A 25,143-nucleotide genomic window follows, 5' to 3' on the forward strand; every position below is an offset into this window, starting at 1 on the left:
CCGGCATCTTATCGATTACTGCATTCCGCGTGTTTGCAAAAACAGGATGGTGGCGGCAACGCGAGAGCGGACGTTAAGTTTTCGCAGCAGGTTGCGGATATGCACTTTCACCGTTTGTTCGGAAATATTCAGTACAGATGCAATCTGTTTATTCGATAATCCCTGAGCCAGTTCATGTAACACATCCAGCTCACGTTCGGTGAGTACGCTGAACGGATCTTCCTCCGCGCCAAACAGTTCCCGTTCCCGCAGATAATCGCTGACGCGTTGGCTAAAGGCTTTACCTCCTTTTGCGCCAGCGCGAATGGCTTCCAGCAGGACTTCAGGATCGCTATCTTTAAGCAAATAGCCATCCGCGCCGGCATCAATCAGGGCGTACACATCGCTGGCGGAATCCGAAACGGTAAGAATAATAATTTGTGCAGTGACGCCATCCCGGCGTAGCGCATTCAGGGTGTCCAGTCCGCTCATGCCTTTCATATTGAGATCGAGCAGGATCACATCAAGATCCAGACGGTTTGCCAGATCGATAGCACTTGCGCCATCGCCGGCTTCAGCGACCACATCAAATGCGCTATCCAGTTGCAATAATTGACTAATTCCTCGCCGCATCAGTGGGTGGTCGTCAACAATCAGCACCCGAAAAGGCGTTGCTTCAGGCATACTTTTCTCCTGAGTTTTTATTAGTATCATTATTGTTTTCAGCACATAAATCGTCCAGATTCCATGTGCTGATGAGAGGATAAATTTTACCCCAATTTGTCCATGGGTAAGTAGTAAAACCTGTGTGGAAAGTCGTGGTGGTGGTGCGGACCATTGAATCGCAGGCATAAAAAAACCAACCTTACGGTTGGTTTTTTTGGGGAATTTTGGTCGGCACGAGAGGATTTGAACCTCCGACCCCCGACACCCCATGACGGTGCGCTACCAGGCTGCGCTACGTGCCGACGTTATGGCTGCTAATACTACTGCTTTCCACCACGAATGCAAGAGGATGTCTTGCTAACTGATTTATAATTAATCAGTTAGCAATAAATCGTTTCTCATCCGTCAGGACCTGTAGCAGCAGGCTCAGCTGTGGTTTCTGGTCTTTAATTTTCTCACCGCGCAAATCATAGGTCTGATAATTACCGTTGTTGTTGAGCACCAGCGTCATCTCTGGCGTGGTAATTGCCATTGTGCTGCTGTCAGCTGCTGTGACCCAGTAATGGCGACGTGTTGCATTAAACAAGTCCTGTCCCTGTGAGTACTCGCTTGCTGGGGTGCTGACGTGAAGCAGGCGCTGCATGAGCGTCGTCATCAAGTCAGTATGATCGGTCAGACTATTAATACGCTGTGCAGGTGTTCCTGGCCAGTGAATAACCAGGGGGACCTGGAGATGACCGCGCGACCAGTCGAAGTTATTCTCTTCCTGCGTCAGCGGCACGCCCCGGCCTGCGGTAATAATGACCACCGTATTGTTCAGCTTCCCGGAATCACGCAGTGCGCTGAGTATACGGTTGATGTTTGCATCCACATCTTGCGCCGCGCTGGCGTAGCGTTTGGCAAAATTCTTCTGGTTGCTGTCATCAAGGTTGGTCCCGTTAAAGGAGACCCATGAGAACCAGCGGTTATCTTCTTGCGCGTAGCGGCCCAGCCAGTTGATCCACTGGTTTGCAGTTTGTTCATCAGATTGCGTTTGCACGCTTGGCATCGAGAAGTCCGACAGCAATGCCTGGCGATACAGTGGGCTGGTGAAGCCATCAGAGGAGAACAATCCCAACTGATAACCTTGTTGATTCAGCGCAGAGATCAGCGCGGCAGGCGTTCGGGTCGACAAAATGCCGTCCATGTAGCTTGGAGAGACGCCATAAAACAGGCCAAAAATCCCGTTGTCTGCGGTATTTCCCGAACTCATGTGACGCGTAAAGGAGATATTCTGCCCGGCAAATTCTGCCAGAGCAGGCATCTGCTGTTCAAAGCGCGAGTAATTCAGACCGTCAACGGTGATCAACAGGACATTCTGACCCGTTCCCATATCACGGTAACGCAGCTCACTGAGCGGATACTGGACTGAGACCGCTTCCGGATTACCCTGTTCAATCAGGCGGCGCTGATACTCTTGTGCATCCAACAGACCATGTTTTTCCAGAAACTTACGTGCGGTCATAGGATAGGAAAGTGGCAGGTTTGCACGCTGCATGGTAATCGGGCGATAGAAGTTGGCATCAGCCCAGATATACACCACATGCGAGGCGATAAATGAAACGAAAAAGAAGGCGGCTAACGGTTTGGCAAAATGGCGGCGACGCGTCAGGCTGCGCAGTTTCTGCCAGCTCCAGGTCGCAAACAGCATTTCGATTAGCAGAATGATGGGCACGCTGATAAACATCAACTGCCAGTCACGGGCCGCTTCATTCTGGTCAGGGTTAATGACCAGCTCCCAAACTATGGGGTTGAGATGCAGGTGGAAGCGCGTGAACACTTCGCTGTCAATCAACAACAGCGTCATACCTGCTGTCGCCAGAATGGCTGATAAGAATCGCATCAGCCTCTGGGACATGACGATAAACGTCAGAGGAAACAGGACTAGCAGATAGGTGGCAAACACCAGGAAGCTAAAATGCCCGACAACGCTCAGGTAAGAATAAACACGCCCTGCAAGCGTTGTCGGCCAGTCGGCGACAAACAGGTAACGGCTACCGAGTACCATGGCCAACAACATGTTGAACAGGGCAAACCAGTGACCCCAGCTAACCATCTGGGAGACTTTCTCACGGTAGCGCTGATGATGAGTTACCATAAACTGTTGTTCGTTTCCCCGGAGCAGGCTCTTAGTGCGCTTGGTCGTCGTTTACCGAAGACTGCAATGCGCGTGCAAAAGAGTTCGCAATCGCCTGGCGCTGGGCCGGTGCGATGCTTGTATTGATAAGGTTAGTCACCATATTTCCCAGAACCATCAGGGAAAGATCGGTTGGTGCCTTATGTTTTTCCAGTACGTTGAGCATCTCATTCAGCAATTGTTCAACGTGTTCGTCACTATAGCGGGAAATTTGTGGCATAAATCGAAATCAGTCTGTTCATGAAAGGGCAACATATTACCGTAGAGACAGTTTTTTTTCTGCTTTTTTATCTTCTATTGCGTCACTGCCCGGCAGGTGGTTGAATACCGCCCGGTCTAAAAGGAGAGTTTATCATGAGTCTGGATATCAACCAGATTGCCCTGCACCAGCTTATCAAACGTGACGAGCAGAATCTTGAGCTGGTCTTGCGCGATTCATTACTGGAACCGACAGCGACGGTTGTCGAGATGATGGCTGAGTTACACCGGGTTTATAGCGCCAAGAATAAAGCCTATGGCCTCTTTAGCGAAGAGAGCGAGCTGGCGCAAACGCTGCGCTTACAGCGCCAGGGTGAAGAAGATTTTCTGGCTTTTAGTCGTGCTGCGACGGGACGTCTTCGCGACGAACTGGCGAAATATCCTTTTGCCGACGGTGGTGTCGTACTGTTCTGCCATTATCGCTATCTGGCGGTTGAGTATCTTCTGGTTGCGGTGCTGAATAATTTAAGCAGTATGCGCGTCAATGAAAACCTGGATATCAATCCGACACACTACCTGGATATCAATCATGCGGACATCGTCGCGCGTATTGATTTAACCGAGTGGGAAACCAACCCGGAGTCCACGCGATACCTGACGTTCCTGAAAGGGCGGGTTGGGCGTAAAGTTGCCGATTTCTTTATGGATTTCCTTGGCGCTAGCGAAGGTCTGAATGCCAAAGCGCAAAACCGTGGCCTGTTGCAGGCCGTGGACGACTTTACCGCTGAGGCGCAGCTCGATAAGGCTGAGCGTCAGAACGTGCGCCAGCAGGTCTACAGCTACTGTAACGAGCAACTGCAGGCAGGCGAAGAGATCGAACTGGAGTCGCTGTCCAAAGAGCTCTCCGGCGTCAGTGAAGTCAGTTTCAGTGAGTTTACTGCTGATAAAGGGTATGAGCTGGAAGAAAGCTTCCCGGCAGATCGCAGTACACTGCGTCAGTTAACCAAGTTTGCCGGGAGCGGCGGTGGGTTGACGATTAACTTTGATGCCATGCTGTTGGGTGAGCGTATTTTCTGGGATCCGGCAACGGATACCTTAACCATCAAAGGTACACCGCCGAATCTGCGTGACCAACTGCAGCGTCGCACATCAGGCGGAAAGTAATATCGTTGATGCCGGATGGGCTTAATCGCCTTATCTGGCCTTTTGTTTTGTCGCCATCGATAAACAACGGCCATAAAAAAACCCCGCCGGGGCGGGGTTTTTCTTCAACTTGTTGGCGATTACGCGCGAACGAAGTCGATGTGAGACAGCTTCGGCTTGAACGGGTGACGCTGTACAGCCTGAGCTTTAACTTTCACTTCTTTACCGTCAACAACGAGGGTCAGAACTTCGCTGTAGAATTCAGCTTTAGCTTGCATGTTCATAACTGCATCGTGATCCAGTTCGATAGCAATCGGGGCTTCTGCGCCACCGTAGATGATTGCCGGGAACTTGTTAGCGGCACGCAGGCGGCGGCTCGCACCCTTACCCTGCTCTTTACGTACTTCAGCGTTGATAGTAAACATTTAAATCTCTCTTTAATAATTCCTGCTACAGGCGACCCAGCAACAGGTAAGTGATCTGCTTTGCGTATGCAAAAGCGGGCGAGATTCTATACTCAAACGGCTGGTACATCAATCAAAAGTACAATTAACCGCGTAATTCATGTGCCCGCCGGAAACGACCTTCATAGTCGAAGACCTTTTCACGTACCTGCCAGTACTGGCCTTTCATGCGCGCCACCACAAAATCAGGATGCCGCAGTAGGGCCTGTTGGGCGAGGATATCGGCGGCGGTTATCCAGCGTAAAGGCACTCCGGGGGTGCGGGTATGTGGGCGAATAAACAGCTGTTCAAAGGCCGTTCGCTGCGCGGGCGTGTGTAAGCGAAAACGCTCGCTGACGTCGGCGCCATCCTCGTCATAATAGGTAATTTTCAGCCATTCGCCTTTGTCATCCTGCCCATGTTGTAACGCCATACCACTACAGCGCAGGACCAGCGCATCCTTGAGCCTGAGCGCCGCTTTCAGCATATCGTCCGGATCGACCAGTACGGTATCGCATTCCCGACAGCGGCGAGCGGCGATGTCATTTTCTGCATTGCACTGCGGACAGTTTTTAAAACGAAAGCGGAAATCACATTGTTCACGATGACCTTCATCATCTTCAAACCATCCCTGGCAGCGGCGGCCAAAGTGTTCGATCAGCGTGCCATCAGCGGTTGTTTTCCCCCAGAAAGTGTTAGCAAATCCGCAGGCAGGGCAGAATACCTGCACCGGAATGTTGTCACTTTTCCCTTTGGGCGAACCCACTTCCGGGGCGTACAGATCGTGCGGATTCCCGGCGTAATCAAGGATCAGACAGTCAGTTTTCCCCGGTGCCAGGCGCAACCCGCGTCCAACGATTTGTTGGTACAAGCTGACCGACTCGGTTGGGCGCAGGATGGCTATCAGATCAACATGTGGGGCGTCAAATCCGGTGGTTAAGACCGCAACGTTAACCAGATAGCGAAAGCGCTGTGATTTGAAGTCTTCGATTAATACATCACGTTCCGATCCCGGTGTCTCTCCGGTGATAAGCGCCGCATCATCAGCAGGCAGCAGGCCGACAATCTCTTTGGCGTGCTCAACGGTAGCGGCGAAAATCATTACCCCTTTGCGTGTCTGAGCAAACTCAATAATCTGACTGATAATATGCGGTGTTATTCGTTGTTGTTTTTTCAGCTCCCGATTAAGGTCGGCTTCACTGAACAGGCCATTACTCTGCGCCTGCAGGCGGCTGAAATCATATTGTACGACCGGCATATCGAGGCGCTCAGGCGGCGTCAGATAACCGTGCTTTATCATGTAGCGCAGCGGCAATTCATAAATGCAATCGCGAAATAACGCTTTTTTATCGCCGCGTACCATACCGTGATAATGGAAATGATAAATCCAGCCTTTGCCCAGGCGAAAAGGCGTGGCGGTGAGCCCGAGCAGGCGTAGATGAGGATTTACGTTGGTCAGGTGTGTCAGGATCTGTTGATACTGGCTCTCTTCATCATCACCAATGCGATGGCATTCATCGACGATGAGCAGGGAGAATTCTCCCTGGAAGGCGTCCAGATTACGTGCCACCGACTGAACGCTGCCAAAAACCACTTTCCCGTGGCTCTCTTTGCGCTTTAACCCGGCGGCAAAGATATCGGCTTCTAACCCCAGAGCGCAGTACTTGGCATGATTCTGCGCAACCAGCTCTTTGACATGCGCCAGTACCAATACGCGCCCACGTGCAACCCGCGCCAGTTCAGCAATAACCAGGCTTTTGCCCGCGCCAGTGGGGAGGACGATAACTGCCGGAGTGCGGTGATGGCGAAAATGGTTGAGCGTGGCATCCACGGCTTCTTTTTGGTAAGGACGAAGAGTAAAAATCATGGGCTCACAATATGTAACAGTCTCGCGTATAGTATGCCACGAATCTTTTTCCCTTGAGGGAAGTTGTTAGCTCGTTATACTGAGCGGAAAACGGCTCCACTTTTCGGGCATAACGCCCGATTTCCGTATTGTTACAGGCAAAATCACACTCATGCGACTTGATAAATTTATCGCTCAGCAACTCGGCGTCAGCCGCGCTATTGCCGGGCGTGAGATCCGTGGTAACCGTGTTACCGTCGACGGCGAAATCGTCAGAAATAGTGCCTTTAAGCTGCTGCCAGAACATGACGTTGAATATGACGGCAATTCTCTGGTTCAACAGACTGGCCCACGCTATTTTATGCTGAATAAGCCTCAGGGCTATGTTTGCTCCACGGATGACCCGGATCACCCGACAGTTCTCTATTTTCTCGACGAACCTGTCGCGCACAAACTGCATGCGGCAGGACGTCTGGATATCGACACCACCGGACTGGTGTTAATGACCGACGACGGTCAGTGGTCGCATCGCATTACCTCTCCGCGTCACCATTGTGAGAAGACTTATCGGGTAACGCTGGAATCACCGGTGGCAGACGATACCGCTGAGCAGTTTGCCCGTGGTGTGCAATTGCATAACGAGAAAGATCTGACGAAGCCGGCTGTGCTGGAAATGATTACGCCGACTCAGGTACGTTTGACCATCAGTGAAGGGCGCTATCATCAGGTTAAACGCATGTTTGCTGCTGTCGGGAATCACGTTGTGGAACTGCATCGTGAACGCATCGGTGCCATCAAGCTTGATGAGGATCTGGAGCCCGGTGAATACCGTCCATTGACTGAAGAAGAAATCGCCAGCGTTAACTTAACCCCGCGTTAATATCAGGAGCTAAATGTGACCACCCGGCAGAACTCTTCAATTGCCATTGTTTTTATTCTTGGCTTGTTGGCCATGTTGATGCCGTTGTCGATCGATATGTATCTTCCGGCACTGCCGGTGATCTCTGCTCAATTTGGCGTGCCGGCAGGCAGCGCGCAAATGACCCTCAGTACCTATATTCTGGGGTTCGCGGTGGGGCAGTTGATCTATGGGCCGATGGCCGACAGCATCGGGCGTAAACCCGTGATACTGGGAGGGACTCTGGTGTTTGCGGCGGCAGCGGTCGCCTGTGCGTTGGCGCAAACTATCGATCAGTTGATCACTATGCGTTTCTTCCACGGTCTGGCGGCAGCGGCGGCAAGCGTGGTCATCAATGCCCTGATGCGCGACATCTATCCGAAGGAAGAATTCTCGCGCATGATGTCATTTGTCATGCTGGTGACGACGATTGCACCACTGATGGCGCCTATTGTGGGCGGTTGGGTGCTGGTATGGCTAAGTTGGCACTATATCTTCTGGATCCTCGCTGTGGCGGCGATTCTGGCCTCGGGGATGATCTTTACGCTGATCAAGGAGACCTTGCCCGTTGAGCGTCGTCAGCCGTTTCGCTTGCGTACTACTCTGGGCAACTTTGCCTCGCTGTTTCGCCACAAGCGCGTCCTGAGTTACATGCTGGCCAGTGGGTTTAGCTTTGCCGGGATGTTTTCTTTCCTGAGCGCAGGTCCCTTTGTCTACATTGAAATCAACCATGTTTCACCGCAGCATTTCGGTTATTACTTTGCACTGAACATCGTTTTCCTGTTTGTGATGACGATCATTAACAGTCGCTTTGTTCGTCGGGTTGGTGCACTAAATATGTTCCGTACCGGGCTGTGGATCCAGTTTATGATGGCGTGCTGGATGGTATTCAGCGCGCTGTTCGGCATTGGATTCTGGGCACTGGTTGTCGGTGTTGCGGCGTTTGTAGGTTGCGTGTCGATGGTGTCATCAAATGCGATGGCGGTCATTCTGGATGAGTTTCCACACATGGCCGGTACGGCCTCATCGTTAGCAGGGACGTTTCGTTTTGGCATTGGCGCTATTGTTGGCGCGCTCTTGTCGCTGGCGACCTTTAACTCAGCCTGGCCAATGATTTGGTCGATTGCGTTTTGCGCCACCAGCTCAATTCTCTTCTATCTCTACGCCAGTCGCGCCAAAAAACGGTGATCTAATACACAACCTGGAGGCCATAAAGCCTCCGGAGTTGATGCATATCAACCCCAAATCTATCATTCCCCCCAGTAATGTTTATTTTATGTAAAATCAATTTATGTAAAAAGTCACATCATTGTAGTTAAAAAGGTTGAGTTAGATCGCAGAAACGAGTACATATAGCCCGCAAAGATGTCCGAAACGACGAATAAATTTAACTATCTGGCTAAGTAAGCCGCATGCGGACTGGATGTAAACGTTTACGAACTGTTAAAGACGTGTTGTCAATGATGTGTTAATATTAGTGTAAAATAATTGTGAAGTAATTGTGCTTCCGGGGAAAGAAAGTGACTACATTACAACTCTCAATCGTTCATCGTCTGCCACAGTGCTATCGTTGGTCGGTGGGTTTCGCAGGTTCAAAGGTTGAACCGATTCCGCACAATGGCCAAAGTACAGAAAATAGTCTGGTAGCGTTAAAATTACTCAGTCCCGATGGTGACAGTGCGTGGTCAGTCATGCATAAACTCAGCCAGGCGCTTAGCGATATTGAAGTTCCTTGTTCCGTACTGGAATGTGAAGGGGAACCGTGTCTGTTTGTGAATCGCCAGGATGAGTTTGCCGCGACCTGCAGGCTGAAAAATTTCGGCGTGGCCATTGCAGAACCTTTTTCAAACAACAATCCGTTTTGAGCGTCAGCTTAGCGCGAGCAGCTGACGCGTATAGGCCTGTTGTGGCGCGTTAAATACGTGCTCGCATTGCCCCTGTTCCACGACTTCTCCCTGCCGCAACACAATAACCTGATGGCATAACGCACGTACAACATGCAAATCATGGCTGATAAAGATATAGGCCAGACGATGCTTTTCCTGTAAGGACTTTAACAGTGTGAGGATTTGTGCCTGTACGGTTCTGTCGAGCGAGGATGTCGGCTCATCCAGAATGATCAGCGAGGGTTTGAGAATCAATGCCCTGGCAATGGCTATGCGCTGGCGTTGACCACCGGAAAACTCTGCAGGATAACGATGGCGGGTTTCGCTATCGAGTCCGACTTCAGCCATCACTGCTTTTACCTGCGCTTCCCGCTGTTCAGCCGAAAGTGTTGGCTGGTGAACGCGCAATCCCTCTTCAATAATTTGTAATACGCTCAAACGCGGATTCAATGAAGAGTTGGGGTCCTGAAAGACAACCTGAATGCGGTGACGTACTGGCAACAGCTGGCGACGATTTAAGGCATGCAGCGCCAGACCATCGAACACAATACTGCCTTGCGATGTGATTAATCGCAGCAGCGCCAGACCGGTGGTACTTTTCCCGGATCCTGATTCGCCCACCAGCCCCAGTGTTTCACCGGGCCTGAGGGCAAAACTGACGTTGTTAACCACCACGTTATGATCCACCACGCGCTTGAGAATACCCTTACGTACAGGAAAGGCGACGCTGAGCCCATTCACTTCCAGTAATGGCGGTTGTCCGGCGGGTAAAGGGACTGGATCGCCAGAGGGTTCACTATTTAACAGTTTCTGTGTGTAGGCATGGGTTGGTGCAGCAAGCAGTGGCTCGGCACGGTTTTGTTCAACGCATTGACCGTTCTGCATGACGGCAATGGAATCGGCCAGCTTTCTCACGATGCTGAGATTATGAGTGATGAACAGCAATCCCATGTTCAGCTCACGCTGCAATTCTCGCAGCAGTTGCAGAATTTGCGCCTGCACAGAGACATCCAGCGCAGTTGTGGGTTCGTCGGCAATCAATAGCTCCGGGCGGGTTAACAGCGCCATAGCGATCATTACGCGCTGGCGCTCGCCGCCGGAAAGCTGGTGAGGATAATCAGTAAGGCGTTTCGCTGCATGGCGAATGCCTACACGATCCAGACAGGTCAGAATTTCTGCCCGTGCGGCTTCCCGACGCATTCCCCTATGTAAAGACAGGACTTCATAGAGCTGTTTTTCAAGGTTATGCAATGGGTTCAACGACACCATTGGCTCCTGGAAAATCATGGCAATTTTATTTCCCCGTACACCGCGAAGCGTCTGCTCGTTAGCGTGAAGTAATGATTCACCGTGAAAGCGGATATCACCGGAGAGGTACACTGCAGGCGGCGTGGGCAACAGACGCAACACCGAAAGCGCGGTGACGCTTTTACCTGAACCCGATTCACCCACCAGCGCCAGCGTTTGCCCGGCATCAACGCGCAAAGAGAGTGTGTTGACTACAGTGCGTACGGTATCTTGTTGACGAAAACCGACTGATAAATTCTCAATGGCTAACAGAGGTTGTGTCATCTTAAATCGCCTTATTGGGATCAAATGCGTCGCGTACCGCTTCACCAATAAAAATCAGTAGCGATAATAAGAGGGCAACGGAGACAAACGCGGTGATCCCAAGCCACGGGGCCTGAAGGTTATTTTTACCCTGCAACAGCAATTCTCCCAGTGATGGAGAGCCGAGCGGTAATCCGAACCCGAGAAAATCCAGCGAGGTGAGCGTGGTGATTGAGGCGCATAAAATAAACGGTAAAAAGGTCAGGGCGGCAACCATCGCATTCGGCAACATATGACGCAAAATAATACTGCGATCGCTAACTCCGAGCGCTTGCGCTGCGCGAATGTAATCAAAGTTTCGGGTGCGCAGAAATTCTGCGCGTACCACGCCAACCAGGCTCATCCAGCCAAACAGCACGGTGATAGCTAATAGCCACCAGAAGTTAGGCTGAACGACGCTGGATAGCAATATAATCAGAAACAGCGTTGGCATACCGGACCACACTTCGATGAACCGTTGTCCCCATAGGTCTACCTTACCGCCATAATATCCCTGTAGTGCGCCAGCCATCACCCCCATGACGCTGGAGCACAGGGTCAGCATCAAGCCAAACAGAATTGAGATGCGGGTGCCGTAAAGGATACGCGCCAGCACGTCACCACCATTTGCGTCAGTACCCAGCCAGTTTTGTGCAGAGGGCGGAGAAGGGAAGGGCTTATCGGTGGCAAAGTTGATGCTGGTCGCGCCGAACCGAATGGGGGCCCATAGTATCCAACCCTGGTTCTCCAGACGGTGTTGCAGCCACGGATCCTGGTAATCAGCCTTTGTTGCTAACGGGCCGCCGAAATCGCTCTCACTGTAGTTTTTAACCAGAGGGAAATACCAGCTGCCGTCATAGCGTACCAACAGTGGCTTATCATTAGCGATCAGCTCGGAACACATGCTAAGGCCAAACAACACCAAAAAAATCCATAATGACCAGTAGCCGCGACGGTTATGACGAAAACGCGCCCAGCGGGCCTGATTGACGGGGCTTAATCGCGACATTAGCGTCCCTCAAAATCAATACGAGGATCGACCAACGTATAGCTGATATCACTGAGGATATTGAGCAACAGGCCGATCAGGGTGAAGATGTAGAGTGTGCCGAACATCACGGGATAGTCGCGCGATACGGTAGATTCATACCCCAGTAATCCCAGACCATTAAGCGAAAACATCACTTCAATCAGCAGTGAACCGGTGAAAAACATGCTGATAAATGTGGCGGGAAATCCTGCGATTACCAGCAACATGGCATTGCGGAACACATGCTTCCATAGAATATTTTTTTCACTAACACCTTTGGCACGCGCCGTCACGACATACTGCTTACGTACCTCATCCAGAAATGAGTTCTTAGTCAGCATGGTCAGCGCGGCGAACCCACCCACCACGGTTGCCAGTACCGGCAGGGTAATGTGCCACAGATAATCGGTCATTTTTTGATACCACGGCAGGGCGTCAAAATTAGCGGAAACGAGCCCACGTAGCGGGAACAGGTCGTAATAGCTGCCCCCGGCAAAAAAGACAATCAATAAAATGGCAAACAGGAAGGCGGGGATGGCATAGCCGATGATAATAAATGCGCTGCTCCAGACGTCAAAACGACTGCCGTTGTGGACTGCTTTGCGGATACCAAGTGGAATCGACACCAGATAGATGATGAGTGTACTCCAGAGCCCCAGGGTAACGGACACCGGGAGGCTGTCTTTGATGAGCGTAAGAACAGAGGCGCTGCGAAACAGACTGTCGCCAAAATCAAAACGGATATAGTCCCAGAGCATCTTGAAATAGCGTTCATGAATGGGTTTATCGAATCCGTAGCGACGGGTAATTTCCGCAATAACTTCCGGGTCAAGGCCCCGGCCGCCACGGTAGTTACTGTCGCTGATATTCCCAACGCCGGTTTGCGCGTGGCTGGCGCGAACACCTTCGCTGCCCGCACCGGGCAACGCACCGCTTTGTCCGAACTCAATGGCGGCGACGGCCTGCTCAACAGGACCGCCAGGTGCAATCTGTACGATGAAGAAGTTGATAGTAATGATGGCCCAGAGCGTGGGGATCACCAGCAGCAGACGTCGAATCAGATAAGCGCCCATTTACTCTCCCTGTCGTCTGGCTGCGGGAAGTTTCGCCGCTTTGTTGACGTCATACCACCAGTTGTCGATGCCAATGGTATAAATCGGACGGATAGCCGGATGCGAAAACTTATCCCACCAGGCTATACGATCTTCTGCCATGTACCACATCGGCAACATATAGTAGTTCCAGGTTAATACCCGGTCCAGTGCCCGCCCCAACGGGATCAGTTTGGCTTTATTCCCTTGTGCGGCAATGATCTGGCTAATCAGTTTATCAATGACCGGGCTTTGCACACCGGGCGCGTTATAGCTGGAGTCTATATATTCAGAGGCCCAGAGAATTTGCAGGTCTGAGCTTGGCCACGGCATCGCGCGATAGAGCCTGGGCATCATGTCATAGTCACGGCTGCGCAAGCGGTTAGTGATTTGCGAGTTATCGACCTGGCGGATATTCATCGTAATACCTAACCGCTGTAGGTTATGCTGGAATGGCAATACCCACTGGCTGTTGCTGCCAGCCGGGAGTAATAACTCGAAGGTCAGCGGTTTTCCGCTGGTGCTATTTATCCGTTGTTGCCCTTTCAGTATCCACCCCGCCTGTTGTAGTAACGCATCGGCTTTCAACAGGTTTTCACGATCGTAGCCATCGCCTTTCGACATCGGTGGTTGATAGATTTGACTAAAGACCTCCGGTGGCAGCTCATTTTTCATAGGCGCAAGGATCACCAGTTCATCCGCATCGGGATAGCTTCTGGCTGCATACTCGGTGTTCTGGAAATAGCTGTTTGTCCGACTCCAGGCATGATAAAACAGGGCCTTATTCATCCATTCAAAATCGAAGGCCAGCGTAATCGCTTCCCGTACACGTCGGTCACTAAACATTGGTCGTTGAATATTAAAGGCTAACCATCGAGTGTCCTGTGCGGACTCATTCTTTTGTTCGTCTTTGACAATGTAATGATTCGCGAAATTCTTACCGGTATAACGGGTTGCCCAATTTTTTGCATCGTTTTCAAGTCGCAGGTCGAATGCTCCGGCCTTAAACGCTTCAAAAGCGACGTTGTCATCTAAATAGTAATCGTAGCGGATGGTATCAAAGTTCCAGCGTCCGCGATTGACGGGCAGGTTTGCCGCCCAATAATCTTTAACGCGCGAATAAACAATGTACTGTCCCATTTTCCATTGACTGATGCGATAAGGGCCGCTGGCAAGTGGTGGTGACGACAAGGGGTCGCTGAGCTTGTGATCTTTCCAGTACTTTTCGGGCATAACGGGTAAGGAAAACAGGCTGAGCATATCCTCTTTGCCCGGTTTGGCGAGTTCAATTCGCACTGTTAACGGAGCAATTGCCTTTACCGTTGTTCCTTTGTAGACCAAACGAAACTGCGGTACGCCTTCGGTCATAAATTTATGGAAGGTGAATTCGACATCGCGTGCGGTAATGGGTGAACCATCGTGAAAACGGGCCCGCGGATTAATCGCGATTTCTACCCATGAATAATCATCGGCGTAACGCGCTCTGTCAGCAATGAGCGGGTAGTAGCTGCCGGGTTCGTCATCTGAGGTGGTAAACAGCGTATCGTAGAGCGTTTCGGTGCGTGCGCCAGGGTTGCCACGCATCGAGTAGCGGTTGAAGTTGTCGAAGGTACCAAGGGCGGAGAGGGTGAGCTGCCCGCCTTTGGGGGCCGCAGGGTTAACATAATCAAAATGATTAAAATTAAACGCGTACTTAGGTTCGCCCAACACGGCAAAGGCGTAGCTTTCTTTGATGGATTGGGCATGAACGCTAAGCCCAATAAGGGCGATAAACAGAAGCAGTACGCGAGGAATCATATCACAGAGGTTTCCTTGTCCTGCCACAACCTGACAGGCTTCTTGCCTGAGCAATAGAGGTTGGGGTGGCGAGTGAAAATATATGAATCGCCTGGTGCGATCACCACGTTGGCTTATCGGGTTGCGCCATCCAACGCACAAAATTATCAAGCGTTAATGGGCGGCTGATCCAGTATCCCTGGAAGAAATGAACTCCGCGATCGCGCAGCCATCGGGCTTGCTCTGGCGTTTCTACCCCTTCAGCAACCGTCAGCATATTAAGACGCTTAGACAGTGTCAATACAGCATCCAGTACCGGAGATGTAAGCGTTTCTGTCCCAATGGCGTTGATAAATCCTCGGTCGATTTTCAGATAGTCCACGGTAAAGCGTTCCAGATAAATGAGTGCGCTGTGGCCAGTGCCGAAATCATCAATGGCAATTTCGAATCCGGCAGAGTGTAGCCATTCAAAAAGCTTTGATGCTTCGTGCTGATTGAGCATATCGCGTTCGGTGATTTCCAGTACAACCTGGAAATGGTGTGGCGGCAGGGAGGCATTCAGGTGCTGAATATCGTCTTTAAAGCCCTCACCATGCAGGTGCGTCGGAGCGATGTTGAGTCCGAGCTTTGCACCTTGCGGTAACACTTTTTTTAATGCAGGGGCATCACGGGCCACCAGTTTGAACAGATGCTGCGTCAGCGGCACAATCATTTGTTGTGATTCAGCGTAGTGAATAAACGCATCTGGCGGGATCTCACCTGTGGTCGGGTGGCGCCAGCGTAACAATACTTCCACGCCTTTTACTTCCAGCGTCTCCATTTCAACGACCGGTTGGTAAACCACATAAAACTGATCGTGCTTGATGGCGTTGAGAATATCTTTCCCCGGGCGCAAACGAATGGCGTAGATGTAGTACCACAAAAGCAACCCAGTCATGATCCCGACCATACATCCCAACATGACGGCATACCAGACGTCAGTGTACGTCCACTCTTGCGCGTAAAGCCGAATTTTCATAGGGATCCCTTTCAGCGTCGTCTGGCGCCAGGTGGTATCCGGAAGCGCGGAGACGTCCATCAGTTGGGATGAAAATGTCGTGATAGCGGTATCACCGACAATAATCGCAATACCGTCAAAATCATCTTCCCGGGCGGTATAGAGCAGGTAAGGCGCCAGATTGATATTCAGTGAGGAAAACACGCCGCTATTATTAAATGAAGGATTCCGGTGCCAAATCATGATCGCCGGATTGTCAGGCATCATCGGGGTACCGGACAGTAATTCCACATCGACATCTTTGTGGATATCCAGCTTCGGAATCAGCGACAGAATAGGCGAGTCCATCGCGCCAGTTGCGGAGGAACAGAAAGCAATACCGTCTTTTACCAATAAAAAAGCGCGTACATTGAGGTTAAAAGCTGCGCTGGAGGTCAGCCTGGCGGCAACTTGTTGGCAATTGTATGAGACCAGCGGCTGCAGGGCATCAGTTGTGTTTTTGAGGTCTGAGAGGTAACTGCTGATGTAGTAATCGATATCGGAAAGAAGCGTCTCGTACTTAATATCGCGTTTGTGCCAGGTGGTAAAAAACTGCAGGGCGCTGACAAGTACCGCGACGACTACCCCCGTAAAAATACAGGTAAAAAGGAGATTTCGACTGGAAGATGAGGGACGTCTGAACATAGTTCCTTATGTTTACCTGGGGTATCCGCCTATTATTAAACTGCTTGATCTGTAAAACTATAACCTGGATTGATTCGCATAGTGAGATTTTTCTTAAACATGGCGCAACGCAAAAAGCACTGCCGAAGCAGTGCTTTTGATAAGTCTCATCAGGATAGCCAAGGGATAGCTGCCAAACGAAATTAACTGCGGCTCAGGACCCGGCGAGCTTCGTTGTAACGTTTATTCCAGTAAGGCTCGTTCATGCTGGAAATGATAACGCCACTGCTGGTCGAGGCATGTACGAACTGGTTATTGCCGATATAGATACCGACGTGGCGTCCCGTAGAGCCAGCACGGAACAGAACCAGATCGCCTGTGCGCAGGTTAGTGCGCGAAACGGATTTACCCGTTTCCTGTTGTTCGTAGGTTGAGCGTGGAAGCTCTAAACCAAATTGTTCGCGGAACGTACGTTGTACGAAACTTGAACAATCAATACCTTTTTTAGTGCTGCCGCCAAGGCGGTAACGCACGCCTTTCCAGTCAGCGTATTGATCCATAATACGTGATTTAACATCGATATTACGTACCATACTTTCAAATTCATCCTGAGAGGCTTGCAGTGAAGAGTTATCTCCATTGCCCACAGCATGCGTCTCAGAATGCATATTCTTCGCGGTGTTCGTTGTGCTACATGCAGAAAGCAGAACCGCAACTGCTATCGCGGGTATCCCCCGCAAGATATATCTCAAAATCGGTTGAGATTTGACCATTTTGTTTGTTTTCCCTTGAAGTCCTTAACGATAAATATCGTTATAAAAAATGCCAAACGTGACGAGACTAATTACCAACGCATAATGAGACAATTCTTTAAGGTCAAATCTGTGGCAGAACGCACAAATTTATTCTTATAGAGAATAATTATCCCGCGAGGCAAAACGAGTCCGAGATTACCCGATCGCTCCGGTCATTGCGAGTGATTTTACGTGATTTCTTATAAGAAAAAGTGATACAGAAAGTGAATAAACGGCATTGGCTAAATTAAGAACAGATAGGGTAAAAAATACGCAATTCATTCATTTTAAACAAGAATAATATGACAGGAGAATGACAGTCAGAATGATAATTTCCCGGCAGATATCATCAGGGAATCAGAAGTATCCCTGATGATGTTAATTACTCTGCGTTATTTGTTTAAAAATTGTTTGTTTTTGCCGGGAAGATAATGGGTAAACAGCGTAACCAGGCGGTCGCTTAATGGCGTCATTAACCACCAGGGCAAGCCAATCAATACGACGGTCATTGAACCTACCACGATATCTGTGAGCCAATGTGCGCCGATCATTACGCGTGGAAAGGCAAAAACCACAGTGATAATAAGGCCGATTATTCCTGCGACTTTTCCGAAATAACGCAGCATAAATGCGGAAAAAATAAGCAGCATCATACCGTGATCGCCAGGAAAACTGTCTCTGGAGGCATCTTTTGTTGAAATATGCAGCAGCTCGCTGACGCGATTAATATTATCGAATGTGAGAGTGGGGCTGGCGCGCTTAACCGGAATAAGCGCCTGGCCCAACTGGTTTAATATCACCGCTGTTAGCAGCATCACCAGCCCAATTGCTACAATACGGCGACGACCTTCCTGCGTTTCTTTTAGCCAAAAACTCAGCATTAATGTCCCCATCGCCAATAATGAACAGCCGTCAAAGGCCCGGTTATTGGTGACAGCGACAATCCACAGGAACAGCGGGCTCTCAACCAGCTTATGATTGAAGAAGTGGAAAATGCCCGAATCAAGAGAAAACCAGAACCCATGCCCGTGTGGAAGGTACCAGGACAGAAACAGCGCCAGACCAGCAATATTAAGCAGGAGTATCAGAGGGTATCGGGTTTTCATCGTCGTTTACCATTGCCATAAAACGGAGGCAACCTTACGCGCCAACGTCTAAACGAAGCCTCAACAATGCACTCTGTAATGCATTCCAGTCGGTCTCGGTATCGGAGATGAGTTCAATACGGCTATCAGGAGGAGCGACGTTTTGAGTCTCAATATGCCAGTCCTCACCCTGACGGTTGATACGCACCAGCCCCTCTTTAATACGCATCACTCCCTTCACACGCCCAACAGGGGCGAGACGTGACCATTCCAGCAGGCCGATGGTATCGAACACCGTGTCAGCGTCAAAAATCCAGCCGCAGGCCTGATGTCCCTGACCGCTGTTCAGACTGCGACGCCAGCGTTGCTGCGCAGGCAAGCTTAGGGCTGCCAGCCCTTTTTTATCAGCATGCTGGTGAGTATGTGCCGCGCTGGAGGGAAGCTCCGTCAGATTCAGCCGGGGCAAATCCAGTAGTTGTCCGTCGATTTGTCCATGATCGGCGTGAACTAACTGGCGGTTGCCGCCGTAGTGCTGCCACCAGGTTTGCAGCGCAATTTCGCTTTCTGTTGTGGCACGATCGGATTTATTGGCAACGATGATATCGGCAGATGCCAACTGATCGCGGAAATTCTCATTCGCTACGCTTTTTTCATCCAGCAACAGGCGCGGATCAAGGATACAGATCGTTGCGCGCAGGTCGATCCACGGTTCGTAAACCGGCGCGGTCAGTAAATCCAGAATCTGTTTGGGATGCCCGAGACCGGTGGGCTCAATCAGCAGCCGATCCGGTTTTCCCTGGCGTAACAACGTATTGAGACCAACCTGCATGGGCAAACCATTAACGCAGCACATACAGCCGCCGGGGATCTCTTTGAGCAATGCGCCGCTATCGGCCAGCAGAGCGCCGTCGATACCCACTTCGCCAAACTCATTGACCAGAACGGCCCACTTCTCTGCGGGATCTTTGTTGGCCAGTAGATGAAGAATAGATGTGGTTTTGCCACTGCCGAGAAAACCCGTGATGAGATTGGTTTTAGTCACGTTTACTCCAGAATCATAAATTACCGTAATGGCTCTTAACAATCCTGGCGAAAAACGGGGGAAAAGAGAAGGGCAGAGAGGACGAAGACGAACTTCGTCCTGTTTAATGGCAGAAATCGTTAACGTTTTAACGTCTCGATGACAGCCTGATGTGCACCGTATTGGGCGATACGTTGCCAGGCTCGTTCCACGGTTTCGACGAATTGTGGGTTCTGTGCGAGGTCAGTGGCGAAGATTTCGTGCAGTGAAAGCAGCGCGCTGACACGTTCTGATTCCGTACTCTGTTCGACGATAGTGCGGATTTTGTCACTCATCGGGTCACGAATATCAATCATTGCACCGGAATCATCAATCCCGCTTACGTAGCGCATCCAGCCTGCAATGCCGAGTGCCAGCAGCGGCCACTCGCTTTGACGTGCTAAATGAACGCGAATCCCGTCCAGCATACGTTGGGGTAATTTTTGACTGCCATCCATCGCGATTTGCCAGGTTTTATGTTTTAGCGCCGGATTGGCAAAGCGTTCCAGCAGGCTGTCTGCATACTGGTCTAAATCAACATTAGTGATGCGCAGCGTCGGGGCTTGTTCGCTGAGCATCAGGCGGTGAGCCGCTTCGCGAAATGCGCTGTCCTGCATACAGTCGCTGATATGCTGGAATCCCGCCAGATAACCGAGGTAAGCGAGAAACGAATGGCTACCGTTCAGCATCCGTAGTTTCATTTGCTCCCACGGCAAAACATCATCAACCATCTGTACACCGGCAGTTTCCCATTGCGGACGGCCGCTGACAAAATGGTCTTCAATGACCCACTGAATAAACGGCTCGCAGCTGATTGCACAAGGGTCTGCCACGCCTAATTCGCGGGCAATTTCATCCAGGGATTCTTCAGTCGCAGCCGGGACAATCCGGTCTACCATGGTTCCCGGGAAACTGACGTGCTCCTGTATCCAGTTAGCCAACTCAGGCGAGCGTTTCTCCGCCATTCCCAGTACGGCGTTTTTTACCACATGACCATTGTCCGGGATGTTATCACAGGAGAGAACAGTAAACGGTTGCAGCCCACGTTGACGTCGGCGGTGCAGTGCCTCAACAATAATACCCGGCGCAGAGTGTGGTTCATCCGGTACTTGCAGATCGTGAATAATACGCGGGTTAGCGATATCGAGTGACCCGGTGGCAGGATCAATACAGTAGCCTTTTTCCGTAATGGTTAACGAGACAATCGCGACCTGAGGCTCGCAAAATTTTTCGATAATGGCAGCCAGTGAATCCAGCTTTGCATTCAGGCACTCGTTGACGGCCCCGACGATAATCGGCTGGTTACCGGCTGCACCTTTTTCCAGCACGGTAAATAAATGATCCTGCTCGCGTAGCTGACTCATCAGTCGGTCGCCGCTGAACAGGCTGATCTCACAAATCCCCCAGTCTCCGCCCTGCAAATTTAATACCCGGTCGGTCAATAACGCCTGATGGGCACGATGAAATGCACCGAAACCAAAATGTACGATCCGCGTTTTTAGCTGTTGGCGATCGTACTGAGGTATCACGACATTTTCCGCAAGAGACGCTGAGGCAATAGTCTTCATTAAATACACCTGATTAACCATTAATTAACAATGGCAGTATAAAGTTATATGACAACAAATTGAATTGGTGTGCCTCATTTATCCGGGTAATGTGAGCTGGATCAATCAATGATAGGCGATGTGTTGATCGTGGACCGGATGCCTGTATGGTAGTCATCATAACAGTCGTTTAATTTGGTATAACAACTTGTGAGGTGAAGCAATGGAACAAACCTGGCGTTGGTACGGACCAAACGATCCAGTATCGCTTGATGATGTGCGTCAGGCTGGCGCAACGGGTGTTGTGACCGCCTTGCACCACATTCCAAACGGTGAAGTGTGGCCCGTAGAAGAAATTCAAAAGCGCCAGGCGATTCTGGCCGAAAAAGGGCTGACCTGGTCGGTGGTGGAAAGTATCCCTGTCCACGAAGACATCAAAACACAGTCCGGCCAATATCAGACGTGGATTGCAAACTACCAGCAAAGTATTCGAAACCTGGCGACCTGCGGCATTGATACCGTGTGCTACAACTTCATGCCGATCCTGGACTGGACGCGTACCGACCTTGAATATCAGTTACCGGATGGGTCCAAAGCGCTGCGCTTTGACCAGATTGCGTTTGCGGCTTTTGAATTGCACATTCTGCAACGTCCGGGTGCCGAAGCCGATTACACCGCTGAAGAGCAGCGCCAGGCGCGGGATTATTTCAATGCAATGACCGCTGCTGATATTGAAAAGCTGACCCGCAACATTATAGCTGGCCTGCCTGGTGCCGAAGAAGGTTATACGCTGGATCAATTCCGCGCGCGCCTGGCGGAATATGATGGGATCAGCAAAAACGATCTGCGCAATAACATGGCTGTATTCCTGCGGGCGATTGTGCCTGTTGCTGAGGAAGTTGGCGTACGCCTGGCGGTGCATCCTGATGATCCGCCACGGCCAATCCTCGGTCTGCCACGTATCGTGTCGACCATTGAAGATATGCAATGGCTGAAAGAAACGGTAGATAGCATCAATAATGGTTTCACCATGTGTACCGGATCGTATGGCGTGCGCGCCGACAACGACCTGGTAAAAATGATTGAAACCTTTGGCGATCGTATTCACTTCACACACTTGCGTTCAACCTGCCGTGAAGAAAATCCGAAAACCTTTCACGAAGGTGCACACTTGCAGGGCGACGTGGATATGGTATCGGTGGTGGCAGCCATTTTGAGCGAAGAGCAACGCCGAAAGAAAGCGGGCGATTTGCGTCCGATCCCAATGCGCCCGGATCATGGACATCAGATGCTTGACGATCTGCACAAGAAAACGAATCCGGGCTATTCCGCGATTGGTCGCCTGAAAGGGCTGGCAGAAGTTCGCGGCGTGGAGCTGGCGCTGAAAAAAACGCAGTTCCGCGATCTGCTGTAATTCGCTCAACACGAGGCCATAAATTGCCGGATGGCGCTTGTCCCGCCCCCCGGCAATACTCAGGTGCGTTGTTATTGCTGCAATAACGCACACATCTCCTGCTCCAGTACGTTTAATACCTTTCTGAGGTGCGGCACCTGCAACCCGCCAAAGCCAAAGAACATCACCGCATCGGAATTTTTTTGCCGCCAGGCGGTTTCTGAGCCGTTTTCAATTTCCTGTAATGTATCAAAGCGTACCCCTGCCAGCAGGCAGCGCTGGCGTAGTTTCGCGATGACGTCAGGCGACCAGTTAATGCGTAATGAGAGATGTAATCCTGCCGTGGCACCATCGATCTTTCCTTCAGGGAACAGGGCTGATAAGCCATCACGCAGTAATGCAAGGCGTGCTGCGTAGTTGCAGGCTAGCTTGCCGAGATGGGTATAAAACACCTGGTTTTGCATTAACTCGGCTAAAAACTGCTGCAATAACCACTGGCTACCATTGTTGTTCAGCGCTTTCATATTTTGAACGGCGGGCAGCAGTTCATCAGGGCAAACGAGGTAACCGAGACGTGCCCCCGGTCCCAGCGTTTTTGAGAAGGTCCCCATGTAGATAACCCGGTTGTGGTAATCCATGGCTTTCAGTGCCGGAAGGGGATTCTCACCATACGTAAATACAGCGTCGTAATCGTCTTCAATAATCCAGGCGCCCACTCGCTGTGCCCACGTGAGTAATGACTTACGTCGTTCAAGTGACAGAACACTGCCCATTGGATACTGATGAGCAGGTGTCACATAACAAAGCTGGGTTTCAATCTCAGGTAAATTATCGGTACATAGCCCGTGATTATCCACGGCAATAGACGTAATATCGGCACCATAATAATTAAACAGATGCCATGCACCAGAATAACAAGGTGATTCGGCGACCACGTGACACTTTTTATTCTGGCTTAGCGCATGATGGATAATAAATATTTGACTGAGCAGTGATAATCCTTCCTGAATTCCATCAGTAATGATGATGTTTTGTGCACTGGTATTAATGCCGCGGGATAAATTAAGGTATCTGACAATTTGCTCACGTAATGAAAATAATCCGTTTGGTGAATGATATCGAGTCAGTAGCTGCTCTTTAAGTACGCTGGGGGCATTATTCCATTTACGCCAGCTTGACCAGGGAAACGCATTGGGGTCAGGGACTCCCATCCGGCAATAGCACTCACGCCCCATTTCACCGTAAACATCGGTAGAAACACCGGCAGGCTTAGGTTTTATCGGCGGAGATCCTTCCGCAGACGGCACGTGTACCGGGGGACTACGCATAGGTGCCGTAAATGTGACTTCATAGCCGATACCCTGCCTGCTTTTAATAAAACCGGCCGCCATCAATTTTTCATACGCCATGACCACCGTGATTTTGGCCACATTTAGTGTCTGTGCCTGCTCGCGGATAGAGGGCAGTTTATCCCCGCAAAGCAAATCGCCTTGCTGAATTGCCTGAAAGTAAAATTGAAAAATCTGCAATTGTAGCGGGGTGCGACTTTCCCTATTGAGAGACAGTGTCAGCATGAGGAAATTCCTTGTTTAAACAATAACGGCATATTACACGTTTCAGAATATTACTGTTTTGATAAACCTCATAGAGTTAATGCTGTTCCTATAATATGAAATCGCTGTCTCTATTTTTGATTTTTAATATCCCTTAGCGTGACGTTATTAAAAAAATGGAGGCAGGTATGTCGTGGATAAAAAAGAACGCGCTCTGGTGTGCGTTAGGTGGCGCAGTCGTAATGGCCATTGTCATTTGGGGAACATGGCAGGGCGTACATTACACCAGCACTACGGAGTTTTGTTTATCGTGCCACTCGATGCGCACACCAGGAGAGGAGTATAAAACCAGTGTGCATTTTCGTAATGCCTCTGGTGTGCGAGCGGAGTGTAAGGATTGCCACATTCCCCCGGGAGTCTTCCCGACGCTTATCCGCAAAACGGAAGCCTTAAACGATCTCTACCACACCTTTATCTCACCTTCGATTGATACCCCGGAAAAGTTCAATGCCAAACGGGCTGAGCTCGCCCAGCGAGAATGGGCGCGGATGAGCGCCAACAATTCGGCAGCCTGTAAATCGTGTCACAGCTATGAGGCGATGGATCATGGAAAACAATCCGCCAATGCCGCGGCGCAGATGACGGCGGCAGCGGCGAAGGACAGCAACTGCATTGACTGTCACAAAGGGATCGCGCACCACAAACCGGACATGAGCAGTGGCTTTCGCGAACGTTACAAGCAGCTACAACAGCAAGGAGAAAAACGATCAACTGCGACGATGCTGTTTTCGTTAAGCGAAAAAACACTGACAGCGACGGCGGGAGCGCCAGCAGGGAAAGCGCTGTTATTTCCGGCAACCCAGGTCAAGGTGCTGCAAAAAGAGGGGAGCAACGTCCAGCTGGAGGTGACGGGCTGGCGTGAAAGCAAGGGGCGTGGGCGGGTGATCACCCAGTATATGGGCAAACGCGTATTTTCCGCGGTCCTTGATGCTTCACTGATGGAAACCGTGAAAGACCTGCAAACCCAGACTGACCCTGCTTCACATCAGGAATGGCAGCAGGTTAGCGTGACCGCATGGACCTCCGCGCAGGGACTCATCGATAGCATTACACCGGTGTGGGAGTACTCAGATCAGATGCTGCAATCGACGTGTAGCGCCTGTCACAGCACGCCGCCAGCTACCCGATACACCGCCAATGGCTGGATTGCCGGACTGAAAGCGATGTCGACCTATTATCGACTCAATCCGGTGGAAGAACGTACGTTGTTGAAATACCTCCAGACCCACGCCAGCGATGTGTCTGAACCTAACAAATAATAAGGATAAA

At 50.6% G+C, this 25,143-nt stretch carries 21 protein-coding genes and 1 tRNA gene; 6 read left to right on the forward strand and 16 right to left on the reverse strand.

Annotation, left to right across the window (positions count from 1 at the left end; genetic code table 11):
- Positions 1-15 precede the first annotated feature (15 nt).
- The 4 genes from narP to ACLJXE_RS01830 all read right to left on the reverse strand — a co-directional run bounded on the left by narP (position 16) and on the right by ACLJXE_RS01830 (position 3,041).
- On the reverse strand, positions 16-663 hold the full coding sequence (gene narP / locus ACLJXE_RS01815) for a nitrate/nitrite response regulator protein NarP (protein ID WP_286629103.1): 648 nt from the start codon (positions 661-663) through the stop codon (positions 16-18).
- Positions 664-870: 207 nt separating this feature from the next.
- A tRNA-Pro gene (locus ACLJXE_RS01820) sits at positions 871-947 on the reverse strand.
- A 74-nt stretch (positions 948-1,021) separates the two neighbouring features.
- On the reverse strand, positions 1,022-2,782 hold the full coding sequence (gene yejM, locus ACLJXE_RS01825; protein ID WP_410749933.1) for an LPS biosynthesis-modulating metalloenzyme YejM: 1,761 nt from the start codon (positions 2,780-2,782) through the stop codon (positions 1,022-1,024).
- 31 nt (positions 2,783-2,813) lie between these two features.
- Positions 2,814-3,041 carry a YejL family protein gene (locus tag ACLJXE_RS01830; protein ID WP_003027506.1) on the reverse strand — a complete coding sequence of 76 codons (228 nt, stop codon included), beginning with the start codon at positions 3,039-3,041 and terminating at the stop codon, positions 2,814-2,816.
- 134 nt (positions 3,042-3,175) lie between these two features.
- Between ACLJXE_RS01830 and yejK the strand changes: the two genes are divergently transcribed.
- The gene (gene yejK / locus ACLJXE_RS01835) at positions 3,176-4,183 is read left to right on the forward strand and encodes a nucleoid-associated protein YejK (protein WP_271456611.1); all 1,008 of its coding nucleotides are present in this window, start codon (positions 3,176-3,178) and stop codon (positions 4,181-4,183) included.
- Between the two features lie 119 nt (positions 4,184-4,302).
- Here the strand turns inward: yejK and rplY are convergent, their stop codons facing one another.
- Together rplY and ACLJXE_RS01845 are read right to left on the reverse strand one after the other, a co-directional pair.
- A complete protein-coding gene (rplY, locus tag ACLJXE_RS01840; protein ID WP_286629110.1) occupies positions 4,303-4,587 on the reverse strand; it encodes a 50S ribosomal protein L25 in 285 nt (94 codons plus the stop codon).
- 124 nt (positions 4,588-4,711) lie between these two features.
- Positions 4,712-6,472 carry a DEAD/DEAH box helicase gene (locus ACLJXE_RS01845; RefSeq protein WP_410749934.1) on the reverse strand — a complete coding sequence of 587 codons (1,761 nt, stop codon included), beginning with the start codon at positions 6,470-6,472 and terminating at the stop codon, positions 4,712-4,714.
- Positions 6,473-6,623: 151 nt separating this feature from the next.
- On the opposite strand from ACLJXE_RS01845, the gene rsuA reads away from it, so the two are divergent.
- The 3 genes from rsuA to ACLJXE_RS01860 all read left to right on the forward strand — a co-directional run bounded on the left by rsuA (position 6,624) and on the right by ACLJXE_RS01860 (position 9,214).
- On the forward strand, positions 6,624-7,331 hold the full coding sequence (rsuA, locus tag ACLJXE_RS01850) for a 16S rRNA pseudouridine(516) synthase RsuA (RefSeq protein WP_410749935.1): 708 nt from the start codon (positions 6,624-6,626) through the stop codon (positions 7,329-7,331).
- Positions 7,332-7,346: 15 nt separating this feature from the next.
- Positions 7,347-8,537, forward strand: a complete 1,191-nt coding sequence (locus tag ACLJXE_RS01855; protein WP_410749936.1) for a Bcr/CflA family multidrug efflux MFS transporter — start codon at positions 7,347-7,349, stop codon at positions 8,535-8,537.
- 332 nt (positions 8,538-8,869) lie between these two features.
- The gene (locus ACLJXE_RS01860) at positions 8,870-9,214 is read left to right on the forward strand and encodes a YejG family protein (protein ID WP_410749937.1); all 345 of its coding nucleotides are present in this window, start codon (positions 8,870-8,872) and stop codon (positions 9,212-9,214) included.
- A gap of 3 nt (positions 9,215-9,217) precedes the next feature.
- Here the strand turns inward: ACLJXE_RS01860 and yejF are convergent, their stop codons facing one another.
- The 9 genes from yejF to ACLJXE_RS01905 all read right to left on the reverse strand — a co-directional run bounded on the left by yejF (position 9,218) and on the right by ACLJXE_RS01905 (position 20,889).
- Positions 9,218-10,807 (reverse strand): microcin C ABC transporter ATP-binding protein YejF, encoded by a 1,590-nt coding sequence (gene yejF / locus ACLJXE_RS01865; RefSeq protein WP_410749938.1) that lies wholly within the window; start codon positions 10,805-10,807, stop codon positions 9,218-9,220.
- A 1-nt stretch (position 10,808) separates the two neighbouring features.
- Complete coding sequence (locus ACLJXE_RS01870; RefSeq protein WP_286629115.1) at positions 10,809-11,834, reverse strand: ABC transporter permease; 1,026 nt, start codon at positions 11,832-11,834, stop codon at positions 10,809-10,811.
- The gene (locus tag ACLJXE_RS01875) at positions 11,834-12,928 is read right to left on the reverse strand and encodes a microcin C ABC transporter permease YejB (protein WP_410749939.1); all 1,095 of its coding nucleotides are present in this window, start codon (positions 12,926-12,928) and stop codon (positions 11,834-11,836) included. The genes ACLJXE_RS01870 and ACLJXE_RS01875 overlap by 1 nt, the downstream gene beginning before the upstream one ends.
- On the reverse strand, positions 12,929-14,743 hold the full coding sequence (locus tag ACLJXE_RS01880) for an extracellular solute-binding protein (RefSeq protein ID WP_410749940.1): 1,815 nt from the start codon (positions 14,741-14,743) through the stop codon (positions 12,929-12,931).
- Between the two features lie 100 nt (positions 14,744-14,843).
- Positions 14,844-16,403, reverse strand: a complete 1,560-nt coding sequence (locus tag ACLJXE_RS01885; RefSeq protein WP_410749941.1) for a cyclic di-GMP phosphodiesterase — start codon at positions 16,401-16,403, stop codon at positions 14,844-14,846.
- A gap of 182 nt (positions 16,404-16,585) precedes the next feature.
- On the reverse strand, positions 16,586-17,155 hold the full coding sequence (mepS, locus tag ACLJXE_RS01890; RefSeq protein ID WP_286629119.1) for a bifunctional murein DD-endopeptidase/murein LD-carboxypeptidase: 570 nt from the start codon (positions 17,153-17,155) through the stop codon (positions 16,586-16,588).
- Between the two features lie 413 nt (positions 17,156-17,568).
- Positions 17,569-18,282, reverse strand: a complete 714-nt coding sequence (locus tag ACLJXE_RS01895) for a phosphatase PAP2 family protein (RefSeq protein WP_410749942.1) — start codon at positions 18,280-18,282, stop codon at positions 17,569-17,571.
- Positions 18,283-18,316: 34 nt separating this feature from the next.
- Positions 18,317-19,303, reverse strand: a complete 987-nt coding sequence (locus ACLJXE_RS01900) for a CobW family GTP-binding protein (protein WP_271440084.1) — start codon at positions 19,301-19,303, stop codon at positions 18,317-18,319.
- Between the two features lie 119 nt (positions 19,304-19,422).
- Positions 19,423-20,889, reverse strand: a complete 1,467-nt coding sequence (locus ACLJXE_RS01905) for a mannitol dehydrogenase family protein (RefSeq protein ID WP_410749943.1) — start codon at positions 20,887-20,889, stop codon at positions 19,423-19,425.
- A gap of 202 nt (positions 20,890-21,091) precedes the next feature.
- Here ACLJXE_RS01905 and uxuA point away from each other — a divergent pair, with 202 nt between their 5' ends.
- The gene (gene uxuA, locus ACLJXE_RS01910) at positions 21,092-22,282 is read left to right on the forward strand and encodes a mannonate dehydratase (RefSeq protein ID WP_410749944.1); all 1,191 of its coding nucleotides are present in this window, start codon (positions 21,092-21,094) and stop codon (positions 22,280-22,282) included.
- 71 nt (positions 22,283-22,353) lie between these two features.
- Here the strand turns inward: uxuA and ACLJXE_RS01915 are convergent, their stop codons facing one another.
- Entirely contained in the window at positions 22,354-23,835 is a 1,482-nt protein-coding gene (locus ACLJXE_RS01915) for a PLP-dependent aminotransferase family protein (RefSeq protein WP_410749945.1), read from the reverse strand.
- Between the two features lie 167 nt (positions 23,836-24,002).
- On the opposite strand from ACLJXE_RS01915, the gene torC reads away from it, so the two are divergent.
- The gene (torC, locus tag ACLJXE_RS01920) at positions 24,003-25,133 is read left to right on the forward strand and encodes a pentaheme c-type cytochrome TorC (RefSeq protein ID WP_410749946.1); all 1,131 of its coding nucleotides are present in this window, start codon (positions 24,003-24,005) and stop codon (positions 25,131-25,133) included.
- Positions 25,134-25,143: the final 10 nt, after the last annotated feature.

Origin of the sequence: Citrobacter sp. U14242 (genome assembly GCF_046555775.1) — a bacterium.
Taxonomy (GTDB): domain Bacteria; phylum Pseudomonadota; class Gammaproteobacteria; order Enterobacterales; family Enterobacteriaceae; genus Citrobacter.